This window comes from Oceanobacillus halophilus, from assembly GCF_003628505.1.
GTDB classification, from domain to species: Bacteria; Bacillota; Bacilli; order Bacillales; family Amphibacillaceae; genus Oceanobacillus; species Oceanobacillus halophilus.
This window is the reverse complement of the sequence record NZ_RBZP01000001.1, coordinates 579,584-597,111: the sequence shown is the minus strand read 5'-3', so window position 1 is coordinate 597,111 and position 17,528 is coordinate 579,584. Positions and strand designations below refer to the sequence as shown.

21 protein-coding genes are annotated in these 17,528 nt (G+C 33.7%); 9 read left to right on the top strand and 12 right to left on the bottom strand.

The window, feature by feature from the left end:
* The first annotated feature begins 264 nt into the window (after positions 1–264).
* From rpmG to D8M06_RS03020, 7 genes are all read left to right on the top strand, one after another.
* Positions 265–414, top strand: coding sequence for a 50S ribosomal protein L33 (gene rpmG / locus D8M06_RS03050; protein ID WP_026681152.1), 150 nt, complete (start codon positions 265–267; stop codon positions 412–414).
* A gap of 156 nt (positions 415–570) precedes the next feature.
* On the top strand, positions 571–762 hold the full coding sequence (locus D8M06_RS03045) for a hypothetical protein (protein ID WP_121202870.1): 192 nt from the start codon (positions 571–573) through the stop codon (positions 760–762).
* Between the two features lie 140 nt (positions 763–902).
* Positions 903–2,444: a rhomboid family intramembrane serine protease gene (locus tag D8M06_RS03040; RefSeq protein WP_121202869.1), complete on the top strand. Its 1,542-nt coding sequence runs from the start codon at positions 903–905 to the stop codon at positions 2,442–2,444.
* Positions 2,445–3,160: 716 nt separating this feature from the next.
* On the top strand, positions 3,161–4,618 hold the full coding sequence (locus D8M06_RS03035) for a spore germination protein (RefSeq protein ID WP_121202868.1): 1,458 nt from the start codon (positions 3,161–3,163) through the stop codon (positions 4,616–4,618).
* 174 nt (positions 4,619–4,792) lie between these two features.
* A complete protein-coding gene (locus D8M06_RS03030; protein WP_121202867.1) occupies positions 4,793–5,008 on the top strand; it encodes a YqgQ family protein in 216 nt (71 codons plus the stop codon).
* Complete coding sequence (locus tag D8M06_RS03025; protein ID WP_121202866.1) at positions 5,001–5,960, top strand: ROK family glucokinase; 960 nt, start codon at positions 5,001–5,003, stop codon at positions 5,958–5,960. The genes D8M06_RS03030 and D8M06_RS03025 overlap by 8 nt, the downstream gene beginning before the upstream one ends.
* 201 nt (positions 5,961–6,161) lie before the next feature.
* A complete protein-coding gene (locus tag D8M06_RS03020; protein WP_121202865.1) occupies positions 6,162–8,063 on the top strand; it encodes an LTA synthase family protein in 1,902 nt (633 codons plus the stop codon).
* Between the two features lie 71 nt (positions 8,064–8,134).
* On the opposite strand, the gene D8M06_RS03015 is transcribed toward D8M06_RS03020, so the two are convergent.
* A complete protein-coding gene (locus D8M06_RS03015; RefSeq protein WP_121202864.1) occupies positions 8,135–8,305 on the bottom strand; it encodes a DUF2759 family protein in 171 nt (56 codons plus the stop codon).
* Between the two features lie 179 nt (positions 8,306–8,484).
* Here D8M06_RS03015 and D8M06_RS03010 point away from each other — a divergent pair, with 179 nt between their 5' ends.
* Positions 8,485–9,105 carry an MBL fold metallo-hydrolase gene (locus D8M06_RS03010; protein ID WP_121202863.1) on the top strand — a complete coding sequence of 207 codons (621 nt, stop codon included), beginning with the start codon at positions 8,485–8,487 and terminating at the stop codon, positions 9,103–9,105.
* A 530-nt stretch (positions 9,106–9,635) separates the two neighbouring features.
* On the opposite strand, the gene D8M06_RS03005 is transcribed toward D8M06_RS03010, so the two are convergent.
* From D8M06_RS03005 to comGA, 9 genes are all read right to left on the bottom strand, one after another.
* Positions 9,636–9,878 (bottom strand): DUF2626 domain-containing protein, encoded by a 243-nt coding sequence (locus D8M06_RS03005; RefSeq protein WP_121202862.1) that lies wholly within the window; start codon positions 9,876–9,878, stop codon positions 9,636–9,638.
* 70 nt (positions 9,879–9,948) lie between these two features.
* Positions 9,949–10,644 carry a helix-turn-helix transcriptional regulator gene (locus D8M06_RS03000; protein WP_121202861.1) on the bottom strand — a complete coding sequence of 232 codons (696 nt, stop codon included), beginning with the start codon at positions 10,642–10,644 and terminating at the stop codon, positions 9,949–9,951.
* Positions 10,645–10,750: 106 nt separating this feature from the next.
* Positions 10,751–11,143 carry a hypothetical protein gene (locus D8M06_RS02995; protein ID WP_121202860.1) on the bottom strand — a complete coding sequence of 131 codons (393 nt, stop codon included), beginning with the start codon at positions 11,141–11,143 and terminating at the stop codon, positions 10,751–10,753.
* Positions 11,115–11,561 (bottom strand): competence type IV pilus minor pilin ComGF, encoded by a 447-nt coding sequence (locus D8M06_RS02990; protein WP_121202859.1) that lies wholly within the window; start codon positions 11,559–11,561, stop codon positions 11,115–11,117. Before D8M06_RS02990 ends, D8M06_RS02995 begins: the two co-directional genes overlap by 29 nt.
* Positions 11,512–11,850 carry a type II secretion system protein gene (locus tag D8M06_RS02985; protein ID WP_158591722.1) on the bottom strand — a complete coding sequence of 113 codons (339 nt, stop codon included), beginning with the start codon at positions 11,848–11,850 and terminating at the stop codon, positions 11,512–11,514. The genes D8M06_RS02990 and D8M06_RS02985 overlap by 50 nt, the downstream gene beginning before the upstream one ends.
* Complete coding sequence (comGD, locus tag D8M06_RS02980; RefSeq protein ID WP_121202857.1) at positions 11,837–12,274, bottom strand: competence type IV pilus minor pilin ComGD; 438 nt, start codon at positions 12,272–12,274, stop codon at positions 11,837–11,839. The genes D8M06_RS02985 and comGD overlap by 14 nt, the downstream gene beginning before the upstream one ends.
* A 3-nt stretch (positions 12,275–12,277) precedes the next feature.
* On the bottom strand, positions 12,278–12,604 hold the full coding sequence (gene comGC, locus D8M06_RS02975; protein ID WP_121202856.1) for a competence type IV pilus major pilin ComGC: 327 nt from the start codon (positions 12,602–12,604) through the stop codon (positions 12,278–12,280).
* Positions 12,605–12,620: 16 nt separating this feature from the next.
* Entirely contained in the window at positions 12,621–13,673 is a 1,053-nt protein-coding gene (gene comGB, locus D8M06_RS02970; protein ID WP_121202855.1) for a competence type IV pilus assembly protein ComGB, read from the bottom strand.
* Positions 13,618–14,646 (bottom strand): competence type IV pilus ATPase ComGA, encoded by a 1,029-nt coding sequence (gene comGA / locus D8M06_RS02965; protein ID WP_121202854.1) that lies wholly within the window; start codon positions 14,644–14,646, stop codon positions 13,618–13,620. Before comGA ends, comGB begins: the two co-directional genes overlap by 56 nt.
* Positions 14,647–14,789: 143 nt before the next feature.
* On the opposite strand from comGA, the gene D8M06_RS02960 reads away from it, so the two are divergent.
* On the top strand, positions 14,790–14,963 hold the full coding sequence (locus tag D8M06_RS02960; protein WP_121202853.1) for a YqzE family protein: 174 nt from the start codon (positions 14,790–14,792) through the stop codon (positions 14,961–14,963).
* Between the two features lie 27 nt (positions 14,964–14,990).
* On the opposite strand, the gene D8M06_RS02955 is transcribed toward D8M06_RS02960, so the two are convergent.
* Together D8M06_RS02955 and D8M06_RS02950 are read right to left on the bottom strand one after the other, a co-directional pair.
* Positions 14,991–15,770 carry a YqhG family protein gene (locus tag D8M06_RS02955; protein ID WP_121202852.1) on the bottom strand — a complete coding sequence of 260 codons (780 nt, stop codon included), beginning with the start codon at positions 15,768–15,770 and terminating at the stop codon, positions 14,991–14,993.
* Positions 15,757–17,412: a DEAD/DEAH box helicase gene (locus tag D8M06_RS02950; protein WP_121202851.1), complete on the bottom strand. Its 1,656-nt coding sequence runs from the start codon at positions 17,410–17,412 to the stop codon at positions 15,757–15,759. The genes D8M06_RS02955 and D8M06_RS02950 overlap by 14 nt, the downstream gene beginning before the upstream one ends.
* Positions 17,413–17,528: the final 116 nt, after the last annotated feature.

Genomic DNA, 17,528 nt, shown 5'->3' with positions numbered 1-17,528 from the left:
ATACGGGAACTTTCGGCATTTTTTGTCCATATATATTTATAACATAGAATTCCTTTCATGAAAACTTTAAGTTTTTTCCATTTGTTCTTGATAGAATGAGGAAATTCTGATATTATTATTTAAGTCTGAAGCGAATATGTTCGCAGGTTGGAAGTATTCTACTTCTTTTCTGTCAAGAGTACGAAGACTATCGCCATAAATGATGACGTAGCCTAAGTATTCTAATTAATTTTGGCTAGCTTTTTATAGTTTGGAGGGAAAATCATGCGCGTAAACATTACTTTAGCTTGTACTGAAACAGGTGACCGTAATTATATTACAACAAAAAACAAACGTACAAATCCTGAGCGTATCGAGCTTATGAAATATTGCCCACGTCTTAAAAAACACACATTACACCGTGAAACAAAATAATTTTTCGGATGTAATTAACCCTCTTATCCATAACGGGATGAGAGGGTTTGTTGTTTTGAACGGAGAACATATTTTGGGATGATAAACATATGAATAAATAAAAGATTGCTTCAAAAACTAATAACACCATAAAGCGAATAAAGAAGGTGTTATAAAATGAAAAGTTTTTATCAATTATTGATAATTTTTGCTTCAATACTATCTATTTACAAGTGGAGATATCGAATACTAAATGCCATTCTAGCAGTTCCTGTATTACGTAGGTATGCAGTACGAATATCAATGAATATGCCCCAAATGCGTTCGAAAGTATTACCGAGTTTATTCAGCGAAGATATAAATAAATAATAATTAATCTGGAAAGAAGTTGTCATGGTTACAACTTCTTTTTTTATCTGATTATGGAGGAGAATGTATTATACTCAAGTCTGTTTAAGCTTCTTTTTATAACTTTATTTTGATATCATAAAAGGAAGGAAGGTGAATAAATGTATCTGGAAAATTTATATACAATGTACAAATTAACTTACCATCTTGTTACAAATAATGATTATGAACTAATCCATATGGATACTAATGAAATCTGGTTAGAAAAATATAGTAAGAAAAAGTCTAAAGTTGTTCGATTAACACATAATGGATTTGATTGGCAAAATCATCTAAGAAAAGACATAGCAATTGTTTTTCAAAAGGTAAAAAGTATGAAGAAGTTACTAAGGGGAAGAGACATAGAAGTACATAATATTTATATTTCTACATATACGCCAGTCGATGATTGGGAAATATTAAAAAAACCCATGCAATTAAAAGAAAAAAAACCTGTGAAAATGAAAATTTACTATTTACATGATGAAGAATACTTTGATGAATTAGTAAGGATACAGACTTCGCTTCAAATTAGCGAATTTCACTTAGAGGATCAGCCTACAGAAGATGAAATGGAAACAGAAATCGATGCTTTTAAAAAATATTTTTTTCAGCTACTCGAAGATAAACGAAAAGAAACTCAGGAAATATTTACATATGGGAAACCCCGCTTTACCTATCTCCTTATAACAGTAAATCTCATCGTATTTTTTTTACTCGAAAAATATGGGAGTAGCACTTCTATTGATACATTGATAGACTTCGGTGCAAAGTATAATCCAGCGATAATAGAGGATAGGCAATGGTGGAGGATTTTTAGTTCCATGTTTCTTCATATTGGTTTATTGCATTTATTCATGAATATGTTAGCTGTTTATTATTTAGGAACATTAATTGAAAGAATTTATGGATCCTTAAGATTTCTACTTATTTACTTTTTAGCTGGAGTGGGTGGTGGAATTGCTAGCTTTGCCTTTACTACAAGTGTGTCTGCTGGAGCATCTGGAGTTATTTTTGGATTATTTGGAGCCTTATTATTTTTTGGATTGAACTATAAACAAATCTTCTTCCGAACTATGGGAGTAAATGTTTTGATGATTCTTGCTATAAATATTGTCGTAGGATTAACCGTTCAGCAAATTGACATGGCTGCCCATTTAGGTGGATTATTGGCTGGTTTTATAGCCTCGGCTATTTTTCATCTACCAAAAAAGAAAAACATGAACATTCAGTTATTAGCTATATTTATTTATATAGCTTCCCTCTTAGGCTTTGTTTACATAGGAGTTGTGAATAATTTAAACAATCAATCGTATCATTTGCAGTTAATTGAAAAGTCTCTTACTGAAAAGAACTATGAGGATGTAGTTAAACTAGCAACAACTGCTTTAGATAAAGAAGGAGATCATGAAGGGGTATTACTATTTCAACGTTCCTATGCTTATATTGAATTAAATGAAATTGATTTAGCGATCAAAGACTTAGAAGAAAGTATCTCCTATGAATCATTACCTGAAGCACATTATAATCTCGCTCTTCTATATTATAATAATGAGCAAATGGAAAAGGCTGAGGAACACATAAGAATTGCTTACAACAGGAAAGATGATTTGAACGGGGTTAAAGATTTGTATGAAAAGATCACGGGAGAAGTGGTAGACTAAGATTATAGAATGCTCTTTTTCGTATAGTTTGTTGCTTTTTGAAGTTTACAGTTGTTAGAAACTGTTGATATATTTAATCAAGTATAAATAACTAATGAAGCGATTCGTTTACACCGCTACGGAAATACACTACGCGCACCTTAGGGGAGCTGGTGAGCCTCCTTCGTGCTGAAAAGCTTGTGCGCCTGCGTCTTCCAGTAATGCTTCGAAGCGGGCTTTCTCGGCGCAAGGGAACAAGGAAGAATATTCAAGTAGTTCCCTCACTACGTAGTCTCACCGATGCTCTTCTTCCCTCAGGACAAGGAACGCTTCGGCAGCGAAACATCGCACGCAGAAAAAAGTGGTCTTCTTTTTTCAAGGAGTCTCCGTGTATTTCCTTCGCTTAGTTCCTGCTTTGCTTGATTTTAACTAGGAAATTTCTCTTTTTACGGGAAAACTCCCCCGAACGTGACATTATGGACTATAGTTTATAAATTTTAGAGCATGTAACGTAGCGAAGTATTCTGCCGGAGCGAATGATCGCACAAATCGCTACACTATTCTGAATTATAGATTTCAACAGTCTATATAAAATGCAAGGTAAAGTCATGTTAAAAAGTAACAAACTTTTAGAAAAGAGCCTTGTAGAATTACGACGTTGCAGACGTTTATTAAGTATAGAATAATAAAATTAGCTTACACTAAACCTATCAATTCTTATTGATGGGTGTGAGAAAATGGAAACAGAAAAACAACTGCTTTTTCCTTCTTACGAGGAAAATGTAGATTATATTAATGAACGGTTAGGGATTGATGACAGTTTTGATTTAATACGTTTGGATATGGAATATGCTGGACATAGAATGTCACTATTCCTTGTCGATGGGTTTGCGAAAGATGATATTTTGCATTTGCTTATGAAATTATTAGCTAAGTTAGAACCTGGAGACTTGGAGCCTGACCCATTAGAAAAATTGATAAAAACTTATATCCCTTACATTGAATTAGATCAAACAGAGGATTTAAACCAGGCTGCTGATATGGTGCTTGCTGGTCCTACAGCATTGGTGGTTGAAGGAATAGACAAAATTCTAATCATCGACGCTCGAACTTATCCAGTTCGTTCACCTGCTGAGCCGGATTTAGAGCGTGTGGTTCGTGGATCAAGAGATGGTTATGTTGAGACTATTGTATTTAATACGGCTTTAACTAGAAGAAGAGTAAGGGACCGTTCCTTGAGAATGAAATATTTGCAAATTGGTAGAAGGTCAAAGACAGATATTGCACTTTGTTACCTGTCAGATATCGCTGATGAAAGTCGTGTTGAATACTTGGAATCAGTTTTGAAAAAAATCGATACGGACGGCTTACCAATGGCAGAAAAGACAGTTGAAGAATATCTCAGCGGCAGACATTGGAATCCCTATCCTTCCATAAGGTATACGGAAAGACCTGATACAGCTGCAGCTCATCTTTATGAAGGGCATATCCTTATCATGATTGATGGCTCACCTAGTGTCATGATAACTCCATCTACGTATTGGCATCACTTACAACATGCGGAGGAGTATAGGCAAAAACCATTGGTTGGAGCTTATTTAAGGATGATAAGATTCATAGCAGTATTTCTTTCGATATTTATTTTACCATTATATTACCTAGTATCGGTGCAGCCAGAATATCTGCCTAGTGGATTAGATTTTATCGGTCCAAACGAAGAAGGGAATATACCCTTATTGGTTCAATTTATTCTGGCAGAACTTGGAATGGACATGCTGCGTATGGCTGCCATACATAGCCCGGCTTCTCTTGCAACAGCTCTTGGTTTAGTAGCGGCAATCCTAATCGGTCAAGTTTCAGTAGAAGTTGGATGGTTCTCAAATGAGGTAATACTATATATAGCAATAGCTGCAATAGGTACCTATGCAACACCAAGTTATGAGTTAAGTTTATCTAATCATATTTCAAGAATTGTACTATTGATTTTTACAGCGGTGTTTGGGGGACCCGGCTTTATCATTGGAGTCACTTTGTGGATTATTTATTTGGCAAGAATGAAGACATTCCATATTCCATATTTTTGGCCATTCATTCCCTTCAATTTACGAGCATTCAAGGAGATTCTTCTTCGCTCACCTATTCCTTTACAGCGCACGAGACCAGAATTTCTTCACCCAAAGGACCCAGATCGTTAATGATCTGGGTTTTCCTGTTTTTAAGTCATTAGGCACTTCCCGTCATGGATGGTACATATTGTGCATAAGATGCCACTTGAAAATTTCATTTTTAAAGCGATAGCTTATTTGTTATTACGATAATTTAATTCATTTCTAGAGCAAGGTTTGCTATAATAATAATGGTGATTTGAAGTGAAGACAGTTTATGATGTACAGCAATTATTAAAAAAGTTTCACACCTTTATATATACTGGGGACAGAATCGGTGATCTAGAGTTAATGGACATGGAAATAGATGATTTATTTAAATACCAGTTTATTAGTAATGAAGAATATAAACTTTCAAAAATAATTTTACGCAAAGAAAAATCAAGACTATCAAGAAATGAGGCAAAAGGTAATGAATGAAATGATGATTGGTGTAGATATTGGTGGAACAACAGTTAAGATTGGTTTTATTAATCAAGATGGGGAAATATTAAAAAAATGGGAAGTGCCTACAAACACCTCTAATGGTGGAAAGGCAATTATGGATGATATTTGGAAATCAATTCAAGGGCACACACATTCATTAAATATATCTAAAGGGTCTTTGTTGGGAATAGGTATTGGTGCACCGGGTTTTATTGAACCAGACAGTGGTTTTGTATATGAAGCAGTAAACATTGGTTGGAAAAACATGGACTTAGCTAAAGAAATGAAGGAGAGAGCAAATCTTCCAGTCTACGTGCAAAATGATGCAAATATTGCAGCATTGGGAGAAAACTGGATAGGTGCAGGTAATGGAGCCAAAAATATGATTGCTGTTACACTTGGTACAGGTGTTGGTGGCGGGGTCATTGCTAATGGTTCCATACTGAATGGAGAAAATGGTATGGCAGGAGAAATTGGTCATATAAAAATCGATCCAAATGGAATTCCGTGTAACTGTGGCGGTATTGGTTGTCTAGAGACAATCTGTTCGGCTACAGGCATTAAGCGTCAGGGAATAGATGCAGTTTCTATAAACCCAGATTCAAAACTGGCTAAGTTCTATGAAGAACATGGAAAATTATCTGCTAAAGATATTATTGATTTTGCAAAAAGCGGTGACGAAATTAGTGTTCAGATTATAAATAACACAGTTGATATCTTAGGTAGAACATTGGCAAATATGGCTACTATCATTAATCCTTCTAAAATTATTATTGGTGGCGGCGTTTCAAAAGCGGGGGTTTATTTGCTTGATCTTATTGCATCTTCCTTTGAAACGTATGCGATTCCTAAGCTGAATGATGTTTGTGAGTTGAAACTAGCAGAGTTAGGAAATGACGCTGGAATCATTGGTGGTGCCTATCTGGTTAAACAAAATGTAAAATAAGTATGAGATAAAGGTTTATTTATTACGAAAGTCGATTATCATAGTATATAAATATTAAGAAATTGTAAACTCAGTGAAACCTTTTTTGATTTGTTTCGTCATATACTATAGTGAGTTAGTAATAAATAAACTTTGATCCATCTTATTGTAATAGAAATAGATATATAGGAAAGTGGATGGTTTATTATAGGAGGAGTTATCATGAAATTCAGGAGACCGAATATACCACTTTATATACTTGCCAGTTTTTTATTCGGTTTAAAAACATATATTGTCTACCGTTTTTTATTTAATATTGAATTAGAAAATAATATGCAGGAATTTATCTTGCTAATTAATCCATTTGTTTCTGGCTTCTTGCTGTTCTCTTTAGGAGTTTGGTTTAATAAACCATCAAGACAAATGAAATTTTTGCGATATTCTTCGTTCATCGCTACGTTTATTGTATTTGCAAATCTTGTATTCTATCGACAATTTACAGACTTTATTACCATCCCACAATTGTTTATGGGAAGTAATATGTCTGATTTAGGTTCGAGTATTTTAACATTAATAAAACCTTTTGACTTGTTACTTTTCGTTGATACAGTTCTTATTTGGATTCTAAGTAAGCGAAATGAAAAAGAACTAACAGTTTCGTATCAGAAACGAGGAAAAGTCTTTGCGCTTTCTATGTCCTTATTACTTTTAGCAGGGAATTTCTTCCTGGCTGAGATGGAACGACCACAATTGTTTACCCGTGGTTTTGATCGTGAATATCTTGTTAAAAATATTGGTTTATTTAACTATCATTTATATGATATTGTTCAGCATTCTAAAGCTGAAACGCAACGAGTATTTGCTGATGGAAATGAACTGTCGGATATTGAAGATTTTATTGAAGAGAATGTAAAAGTGGATGAGAAATCGAATATGTTTGGGGCTGCAGAAGGAAAAAATGTGATATGGATAAATGCTGAGTCCTTACAAACCTTTGTTATTAATAACGATGTATATGGGGAAGAAGTTACTCCATTCTTAAATAGTTTGATAGAAGATGAAGATACCTATTACTTTGATAATTTTTATGAACAAACAGGTCAAGGAAACACATCGGATTCAGAGTTCCTAATCGAAAACTCGATGTACCCGTTATCTAGAGGAGCTGTTTTCTTTACGCATGGTGGTAATGAATATCATGCGACACCAGAAATCATAAAAGAAGAAGGGTATACTTCCTCTGTATTACACGCAAATAATGGCAGTTTCTGGAATAGATTTCAAATGTACGATAGCCTAGGTTTTGATCATTTTTATGATGAGAAAGCCTATGAAATAAATGAAGAGAATTCTGTGGGCTGGGGACTAAAAGATAAGCCATTCTTTGAACAGTCCATAAAATATTTACAGTCGATGGAAGAACCATATTATGCGAAATTCATCACACTTACGAACCATTTTCCGTTTGAATTAGAAGAAGAAGATCAATATATTGAACCATACGATTCTAATTCAAATACGTTAAATAATTTCTTTCCTGCCGTTCGGTATATGGATGATGCTATCAAGGAATTTTTTGATCAATTGAAAGAAGCAGATCTCTATGAAGATTCAGTCATTGTCATAATGGGTGATCATATTGGAATTAGTGCAAACCATAATAAAGCTATGAGTATGTATTTAGATAAAGATGAGATTACACCTTATGATCAAGTGCAATTACAGCGAGTACCACTATTTATTCATATACCGGGAGATGGGAATGGAGAAACAATATCTGAAGTAACTGGTCAAATAGATATGAAGCCAACGATGTTAAACTTATTAGGTGTGGAACAAGAAGAAGATATTTACTTTGGTAATGATTTATTTTCTGAGAATAGGAAAGGTTATATCGCACTTAGAAATGGTGACTTCGTGAGTGATGAATATATCTCTACAGTAGGCATATGTTATGACCGAGAAACTGGAGAGCCATTAGAAGAAAGTATGGATGACGCCACGGAGAAAGAAAATACAAATGCATGTAGTTCTATCGATGAAAAAGTACAAACTGAATTACAGCACTCAGATAATTTAATTTATGGAGATTTATTACGATTTTACAATTTTGAAGAAGAATAGATATTTCTACCTTAAAGGTAAATAAAAGAGCTGCTTAGTCTAATACTAAGCAGCTCTTTTATTAAATGGATTTAACCACTAATTTCTGAAATAATTGTTGCGATAGAAAAGAAACCAAAAACGACAGCAGTTAGCGCTGAAAAGAGTAATGCAAACATATTTTTAAACTTCATTTGACGCACTACTGATACTACAGCTAACAATGCTATAAAAAGACACAAAACTCCTAATACAATATGCATGTTAAGAATACCTCCTTATGCCCTTTCTCCCGAGTATAAAATTTTGATTTGGGAATTACGTTGTATTATTATGTAATTAAGTCAATACATATTTATATTTTATAGTAATATATGGGTTTTGTCGAGATAAATACAAATGATTTCAAAATTATGTAAGATACCTTAAAGGAGGTTTAATAATGAATGTTGAATGTTTGCCTGTTGGTCCATTAGGAACGAATTGTTATATTGTTTCCAAAGAGAAGAACGCATTAATTATTGATCCAGGTGGGGAACCGGACAAAATAATTGGTTATTTGAATCGTATCAAAGCTACTCCAAGTGCAATTTTATTAACGCACGCTCATTTTGATCATATAGGAGCAGTAGAAGATCTTCGGAATGAATTCGGTATTGAAGTATATTTACATACACTGGAACATTCATGGCTAGAGAATCCACAGTTAAATGGTTCTGTCGCCTTTATCGGTAATGAAATCTCCGCGAAGCCACCTGAACACGAGTTAAAGGCAGGCAAACTCAATCTACGAACATTTTCCTTTGAAGTTGTTCACACACCAGGACATTCACCAGGAAGTGTAAGTTTTATCTTTCATGAAGGGAATTTTATTATTGGGGGAGATGTCCTTTTTAAACAAGGAATAGGAAGAACTGATTTGCCAGGTGGAGATTTGTCTCAACTAGAAAAAAGTATACAGAATCATTTTTATACACTGCCCGATAATTTCACGGTCTATCCTGGACACGGGCCAAGAACAACTATTCAAGATGAAAAAATTAACAATCCCTTTGTAAGATAAAACTAAAGGCTCTTTTTGTGAGTTTCGTTGCTTGTTAACTACGTCGGAATAGATAGAGAATCCAAATTTATTTAATGAAGAATTATTTCATTAAGAATAGTACTTTATATTCGTTAAGGAAATACACTACGCTTTCCGCGGGGAGCTAGTGAGCCTCCTGCGGGAAAAGCACGTGTCCGTGGACCCCGCAGCAAGGCTACTACATGAATATACTCCTTTGGACCTTGCACCGAGGAAGCTTACTTCGGAGCGTTATTAGTAGACACAGGCGCAGTTACGTTTTTCTACGAGAAGGCTGAGGCCGTGCCTGCGAAAAGCGAAGGGTTCTGCCGAAGCGAGTGACTACATATTTCAACCATAAGTGTGAGCGAATGCTATAACATTCTGAATTAAAGAACAGTCTATACAATATGCGACATAAATGGCAACAAGTAACGTGGGGAGTGACAGCAGTCTCCATATTAAGAAAAAACAGCTAAACAAAAACACCCTTGCACCGAAGTGTAAGGGTGTTTTTTTCTTTAGCCATTTTAATGGCCGAAACCGGGTACAAGTATAAATTCTGAATACCATGTAAAGCCAACCATAAACAATGTACAGTAAGCCCCGAATAAATACATATACATTCTTTCAGACAATTTCAAATAGCTTAATGTAAGGAAAAACACCGTTTGAACAAGAAATAATAGCGCTGTTCCAACCATATCACCTACGTAGAACATGACTGTAAATATACCTGTCCAAAAGGCAAGAACACGAAACATACGATCCACGTGAGTCCCCCCCTTTAGATAACGTTATCATTGCTATTATAAACATTAATTTCCAACTTGTAAACGAATGTTAATTATTAACTAACAAATTTGCTGTATAAGAGCAATTATCACAGCCATTTATAAACATATTTTCTTCGATAACTAAATCTATATCTGAAAATAAAACCTCAAACATTCCCTTAATAAATGAATGATGCATATCACATATTAAATCATGATTTTTAGAAGCTAATTCTTTAAATGGACAATTATTAACTTCAAATTTAATGGAGTTTTTTTCTTCATTATAGACAAAGTTTGTATACATTCCCAGCATGGTAGAAGCATCTTCCAAGATATTTAATTTTTCCATTGTACTTAATTTTTTATTATGATGAAAATCCTCGATTATTTGTCTTCCATATTTTTCACCAGTAGTATATAATGCTTGTTTGCCAGTTTCTCCCATTTCTGCTAGTGATTCAATAACGATAGAGGAGAGTAATTTGTAATCACGATGCGGAAAGTTTAATTCAATTACATTTTCAGATAAGCGGTAAAGTCTACTTGGTCTGCCACCTTTTCCAGTTTTCTGAGAATATGATACGACCATTCTTATGTCCTCTAATTTAGAAAGATGCAATCTTGCTACATTTGGGTGAATATTAAATTCTTTCGCTATTTCGGTAACACTAACTTCCTTGTGATTTTCAATTAAATATTGATAAATATGAAACCTTGTTGGATCGCTTAATACGTTAGTAACTTTTAGTGTTTGTTCCATGTTCAACACCTCACAATTTCATTTTATATCATTATTATAATAGAAAGGTTAATTAAAATGGGACAAAATGATTAATTGTAATAGAATATTCATATTTGAATACATATCATGAATTTGATAAGTTACTTATATGGTAAGTATGAGTATAAGTATATTTCATGTTCAGTTCTTTCGTATAGATGGTAAAAAATAAATGATAATTATCACCATCGATTTTCTTAGTGAGAATAGTTACGTTTCCATCTGGAAATTCATAAGTTACTTCAGAAGAGGGGGATATTGATTCTGAATTAGTTATATTCTGTTTATATTTTTCTCTTCCCATCTGAAACAATGTTTCTACCCTTATATGCTCTAAGTACTGTTGTGTTAGCTGTATATCATTTCTATAGAAATTAATACTTGAAGTGACAAAGATAAGAAGAATTGTAATGATAAATAAGACATAAGGAAACATAAAACCTCTCTGATTAGTCATAGTATACAATTGATTTTTCATAGATGTCTCCTAAAGAATTAGTAATTTCCAGTCTTATACCATATGGCAATTTGTCAAATGAGAAATCCTGAATATCCCCTAATAGTATTTCATGTCCTGTATTGTCCGATTGCCTTCGAATGATACCATCGAATTGCTCGATAGATATCTTAGAATCATCTTGGGATAAAATTATTTTGTCATCCATAACGGTGATTTCATTGGAGATGATTATTTCGTCACGCATGAACTGAAAAAATTGCTGGATCGACCATTCTTCATAGTAGTTTGGAATCTGATTTATGGAATGAAGAGCATACACAAAAAGCGGTAAAGTTGTACTAATAATGGTTAAAGCTAAAAACATAGATAAAAAGCTAAAACCATCTTCATTCTTTAATTCCATATATGCATAATGTTTCGTTCGTTTTTCTGACATTTTGCCAAATTGCACATCCTTCTACATATTCACCTTCATGGGCATATTCATAAGTAACTAGGGTTCCGTTTATTTTGCTTGAATATTCTCCAGGTGCACTTTTTTCTTTCCATAGGTAAGGTTGTAAATTATCATGTAATTCATGCATTATTTGCCGTCTCTCACTTAGAATGAGCTGCTCATTGTTAAGCAGTGATATCATAGGTAGTAAAAGTGAAATAGCTGTTGTTAATAATCCTGTTGCAACAAGTACTTCAATTAATGTAAAACCACGATTAATCGTTCCCAATATATATACCTCCTTTACCTACTGGGAAAGTTATTAAATGTTTAGTATGTTCAGTTGTTAACTTTATCTTTTTCCGTGGAACGATGGTACCGGTTTTTTTAAAAGAGATTATCGCATTATTGCGATCATCAATGGCCATTCCCTTTGGATAATTGCGGCTAGCTATTTCTGTTGATCCACGTTGAATCTTATAATTATCTGGATATAAGGTTATTCGAACATATTCTTCCGTAGTGGTGGAGAGGTTTTGTGTATAAAGAATGTCAGATTTAAATACCGATAAAAACTGATTTACTTGTATTTTTTCTAGAGTTAAACTGGGAATAATCGGTTGGATTAGTAATATAGTAGTGACTATTGCTAATACAAAAAGAACTTCTAATATAGTGAAACCATTTTTATGAACTTCTATTTCCGATATCACTTTTTAATCATCACCACCATAAGGATTTATTACATTATGTTCTGCGTCTAGTGTAAGTTTGGAGTCTGGAGAACCTGAGCAGGCTAATTGATCAGCTGTAATAAATCCTTCATCTCTCAATTCTTCCAGATCTTTTGGATACTCATGTTTTTCAATATAGTAAGCATCAACCTGAGCTTGTACCATAGACACTAAGGCATCACAGCCCTTCGCATTAACTTCTGCACTTCTTCCGCTCAAATTTGGAACGATGAGTATGATCAAAACGGAAATAATCATCATGACAATTAACATCTCAATGAGTGTAAAACCTTTATTATCTTTAAACATTGTATAATCTCTCCTTTTAGATTGTTTTAATCAGTTGAAACATGGGCCACATTAGTGTGACGTAAATGAATATGATGAATGCTCCTAAAAATAAAAAGAATACAGGCTGTAAGATAGTTATTGTTTTCATCGTTTTAAATTGGATTTCTTCCACTAATAGTTCAGCATATAGTTCTAGATCTTTTTCAAGTGTTTCTGCATTCGTGTTTTTTTGAAATATAGAAGTAAGTTGAGTTTCTAATAGTGGCAACCCTGATAGAATATAGGTAAGATGAACACCTTGACTTAGTTCTTCAGTAAGGATACTGGAGTAGAATGAAATGATAGTTGACTTGGGTTGTTGAGACATATGCTGTAGAATTTCTTTTATGGACATGCCTGTTTTAAGTAAGGAACTAAAATGTGTTGCAAAGAAGTAAGAGGTTTGTGTTTTTATATAAGTCCGATAAAGAGGTATTTTAGTATATAATTGGATTCTCCTTTCTATAGGAATTTTCGGACGTAAAAATAACCAAAAGAGACTAAAGACAAACAATAAGCTAATGACCAAAAAAAGAAAGGAAAGCAGCAGATCAATTAACTTCATGGAAATTAGAATCGCTGAATTAGAATTGGTTTCACTTTGGAAAATCTCAGCAAATGAAGGGAGAACTGACTGATGGATAAAAGTAAGCAGAATGGAGAAGATGGTTAACAATACCAGAGGATATCTAATTAATTCTTTAAATTTTTTCGTGTTATTCAATCGCTGGCTAAACATTTCAATACATTTCTCAAAACTTCCCTCTAAATCATTATTGAACTTTACAAAGTATAGGTAAGAAGTTATTGTCTGATGAAAATGTGCCTCCTCAAAAGCCTTGTCAATAGATACTCCCGCTCTTAATGAATTTATAACTTTAGTAGCTGCTCCAGATAATTTCTTGTCCCATTTTATAGTTTCAAGTGCTTCTAGTATGGGGTAGCCATTTTTTAATAATCTTGTTAAACGCTGTAAAAATTTCAATTGAATATCATGACTTAATTTTTTCGTGTGATTCAAATAAATCTTCTTCAGATATAAAACCATAGGAATACGCCTTCTTTCTTAAATGATGAAATGAATGGAAATTAGGTGAAGTATTTATGTCTGCGCCTGTTATGACTTGATTTAACATTTTTCCATCTAATAATTCCAGTATAGCAGCACGCCTTGTTGTTAGCTTATTCATTTGTATAGGTAATAATTGTATAGCGGCTACAGCTATTAGTGATTGTTGTAAGTCAGTCGAAGTAATTCCCATATCGTGAAGTCTGTGGATGGTTCCAAGTGCATCTTTTGCATGTAGTGTACTCATGACAAGATGACCGGTTAGAGCTGCTTCAAAAGCAAATTGAGCGGTATATTTATCTCGAATCTCTCCAATCATAATAATGTCAGGGTCATGGCGTAGAGCTGCTTTTAATCCGGTATGATAAGACATTCCAGCTTTTTCATTAACCTGTACTTGTAAAATGTCCTGTATTTCTTTCTCTATAGGATCTTCTAATGATATGGTCTGATAGGAGTCTTCTTGCAATAATGTTTTTAATAAGGTATATAAGGTGGTTGTTTTACCACTTCCTGTAGGACCAGTAATTAATATGAGACCAGCACGGTTGCTAATCCAACTTTTAACTCGTTTATATTGATTGGGAAAAAGGAAAAGATTGTGAAGAGCGTGATTCTCATTTTGCGGTAAGATGCGGACGGCTAGGCTTTCCTGATGATGAATAGGAAGTGTCGATAAACGCAGGGAAAATAACGATTGATTTTCATAATGTGTCATAGATCCATTTTGGGGTTTTCTAGACTCACCAATATCCATTCCAGATGAAAATTTAAAGTAGGTGAGCAAAAACTGATATTGATTGGTAGATATTTTTTTAAAAAATATCCGTTTACCAAGTATACGAAAGTATATATCCGTTTGTGTAGCGAATGGATAGAAATGAATATCGGATGCCCTTTGTTCAATCGCTGCCTTGAATATAGTGGAAGATAATGATGAAGCAGAACTCAAATCATTTTCAACTCCTTTATAATTTTCTTAAAAACAATATTCGACATAATTTGTCTAGTTCCTTCTTTTTTTGAATATTTTTTTATTTTTTTTGAATAGACATCTTGTTGTTCGTTTAACCTATAGAAGAAGAGGTGATTGGTGTGTCTGGTAATGATTATATAAAATTTGTAACAGAGCAAGTTGTTTCCTATTTAGATCAGCCAGCAGAGGAAAGGAAAAAACGCAAAAACAATCCCAAAACAACTGGTTTATCTAATCGCTGGTTTGGTGTGTTACCTTTTGTATTAAAGTCCATACGAAAAAAGGCAGAATAGCCACTGTGTGCTATTCTGCCTTTTATTCTACTCCACTAGATAGAAAATTCCACCATTTATCACTTCGAAAGTAATTGATGGCTGATATCTGACCTTAATTTCTTCCATTTCTTTTTGCATTTTTTTCTGTTGCTCTTCATCAGAAGCTCCTTCGTAGAAATTTTTTAGCGTATTAATTTCCTCGTTCATTATGTGAATAGAGTCTTCTGCCCATTTATGGTTTTGCTCTTCAATGTATTGGTTAAGCACTGCTTCAATCCGTTTATAACCACTCTGCAATTTAATTAAGGGAGATATTGTATAACAATAATCTGAAATGGATATTTGCAGTGATAATGTTTGCAGGTATTCCATCATTTTTAATCTCATCGTTCCATTTACCATTTGTAGACCGATGGAGAATACTTCATCTTTTTTATATTTTCCTTTGTAACTGATTTTCATATTAATTACGAGCCAGGGATATAGAGGAGTATTTCGGTTTGCCGAAACCTTTTGAAATAGTTTTGTGAATTTCTCATTAGCTTTTAAGTGATTTAGAATTTGTTGGAGCCTAGGACTTCCAAAATGAATCCATTCTCCTTGTTCCTTCTTTTTCTTAGGATTGGTGATTAAAGTAAGCTGTAAAGGCTCCCCTTGTTGTCCGATTTTTTTAATGTAATGCCAATAAAATGGCCTATTCATTAATGTGCGATCCATCTCTTCTGTTAATTGTATTCGTAATACCCCATTCTCGTTTTCTAATATCGAACACCTGTGATACAAGAAATAATCTTGTAAAAATTGATCTAGATTAGTTATAGCCATATTTTTGCCCCTCTTGTGAATGGTCTAATTCATGTTTAATAATACTAGATAAATTATCTAATTTAATCTTCACTTCGCCAACAGAAGTTGATTCCGTATATATCTGCTCTAATTCAGACTCCATGCTTGAAATATTTAGTTCAGCTAAAATGTCATCTAGATTTCCAATTACTTGTTCAAATAAATTTATCTTTTCATATAATAGCGTCATTATATGCTCTTCAATCGTATCTCGTATAGCAAAATTATAGATATTAACATCCTTATCCTGACCATAACGATGAATACGTCCAATACGCTGTTCTAATCTCATAGGATTCCATGGTAAGTCGTAATTTATCATGTGATTACAAAATTGCAAGTTGATTCCTTCACCACCAGCTTCTGTTGCAATCAAAACTTGAACTTGGTTTTGAAATAATTGTTTCATCCAATCTTTTTTGCCGCGTTTAAATCCCCCTCGGAAAGGCACAGAAGAAATACCATGTTGTTGAAGGTACCACTGTAAATAAAGCTGACTTGCTCGATATTCAGTAAAAACAATAACTTTTTCATTACCAAACTGTTGAATCAATTCTACTAATTTTTCCGCTTTTGAATGATGTGGTAATTGTTCTATTTTAGAAATTACTGGTTGAAATAGAGATTTTTCCTTTGCATTATCATTAAATTTTTTTAAAGAGAGAAAGCATGCTTCTCGTGATGAACAAATTTCTCTTAAGAAGGTAATCTTTGAAAAAGTTGACATGCGAGCAGTTGTTGAGTGTAGTTCCTGATAAACTTCTTTTTCTTCTGGTTGGAAATCAATCCATACTGTCTCGATATTTCGCTTTGCGTTGTTTAAAGTTGTGTTATTTCTTGTATTTCTAATCATTACCTTCTGAATTAATTGTTTTAAGTAGGCGTCTTGCTTAATTTTAGTTCGTCCTTTTCCGTACGTCTTTAAGAAGGATTCATAGTTTCCTAAGTGGCCTGGCTTTAAGATGGAAATCAAATTGAAAATCTCAATCAATTTGTTTTGGACCGGTGTAGCCGTCAGTAAAAGGCAATATTTTTTCTTCAGTGAACGGACGAATTCATAGTTTTTTGTTTTATGGTTTTTGAGTTTGTGTGCTTCATCGATTAATATGAAATCATATTCAATGTCAAGAATTTGCTCGCGATGTGGTGGTCGCTTTGCTGTGTCTAATGAGGTGATAATAATATTCTGATCCCAATTATAGTTTTTTCGATGAGCAACTGCTGGAATATAGAATTTCTCATGTAACTCCCTAACCCACTGGTTCACTAGAGAAGCGGGAACTAGAATTAGTGCATTTTTTACCAGTCCACGTATCATATACTCTTTTAATATTAAGCCTGCTTCAATTGTTTTTCCTAGACCAACTTCATCCGCTAAAATTGCTCTTCCGTTCATTGATTCAATTACTTGCTCTGCAGCATTTATCTGATGGTCTAAAAATTCAACATGCGGCAAGTATTCCAAGGCACGTAATCCTTTAAATTCAGGTGTCATTGTGGTTAATTCGGCTTGATATGCCATGGAAAATAGTTCCCAGCTGGAATACGGTCCATCTTTATCGAACGTTGATTCTAGCTCTGAGATAAAGGTTAAATCTTTGTGTACTTGTATAGAATCCATATGATACTTCCTTTTTTAGTAATAAAATTTGGATTTATCTATATCTTTCTAAATTTGTATGGTATAATTCAAACTAACTTGAGGATTTTTGATACTGATTCTTAGTATATCCAACT

Bases quoted from the DNA above. Each gene is read 5' to 3' on its own strand.
- rpmG (WP_026681152.1), top strand. From the start codon at position 265: ATGCGCGTAAACATTACTTTAGCTTGTACTGAAACAGGTGACCGTAAT.
- D8M06_RS03045 (WP_121202870.1), top strand. From the start codon at position 571: ATGAAAAGTTTTTATCAATTATTGATAATTTTTGCTTCAATACTATCT.
- D8M06_RS03040 (WP_121202869.1), top strand. From the start codon at position 903: ATGTATCTGGAAAATTTATATACAATGTACAAATTAACTTACCATCTT.
- D8M06_RS03035 (WP_121202868.1), top strand. From the start codon at position 3,161: ATGGAAACAGAAAAACAACTGCTTTTTCCTTCTTACGAGGAAAATGTA.
- D8M06_RS03025 (WP_121202866.1), top strand. From the start codon at position 5,001: ATGAATGAAATGATGATTGGTGTAGATATTGGTGGAACAACAGTTAAG.
- D8M06_RS03020 (WP_121202865.1), top strand. From the start codon at position 6,162: ATGAAATTCAGGAGACCGAATATACCACTTTATATACTTGCCAGTTTT.
- D8M06_RS03015 (WP_121202864.1), bottom strand. From the start codon at position 8,305: ATGCATATTGTATTAGGAGTTTTGTGTCTTTTTATAGCATTGTTAGCT.
- D8M06_RS03010 (WP_121202863.1), top strand. From the start codon at position 8,485: ATGAATGTTGAATGTTTGCCTGTTGGTCCATTAGGAACGAATTGTTAT.
- D8M06_RS03000 (WP_121202861.1), bottom strand. From the start codon at position 10,644: ATGGAACAAACACTAAAAGTTACTAACGTATTAAGCGATCCAACAAGG.
- D8M06_RS02995 (WP_121202860.1), bottom strand. From the start codon at position 11,143: ATGAAAAATCAATTGTATACTATGACTAATCAGAGAGGTTTTATGTTT.
- D8M06_RS02990 (WP_121202859.1), bottom strand. From the start codon at position 11,561: ATGTCAGAAAAACGAACGAAACATTATGCATATATGGAATTAAAGAAT.
- comGC (WP_121202856.1), bottom strand. From the start codon at position 12,604: ATGTTTAAAGATAATAAAGGTTTTACACTCATTGAGATGTTAATTGTC.
- comGB (WP_121202855.1), bottom strand. From the start codon at position 13,673: ATGGTTTTATATCTGAAGAAGATTTATTTGAATCACACGAAAAAATTA.
- D8M06_RS02955 (WP_121202852.1), bottom strand. From the start codon at position 15,770: ATGGCTATAACTAATCTAGATCAATTTTTACAAGATTATTTCTTGTAT.
- D8M06_RS02950 (WP_121202851.1), bottom strand. From the start codon at position 17,412: ATGGATTCTATACAAGTACACAAAGATTTAACCTTTATCTCAGAGCTA.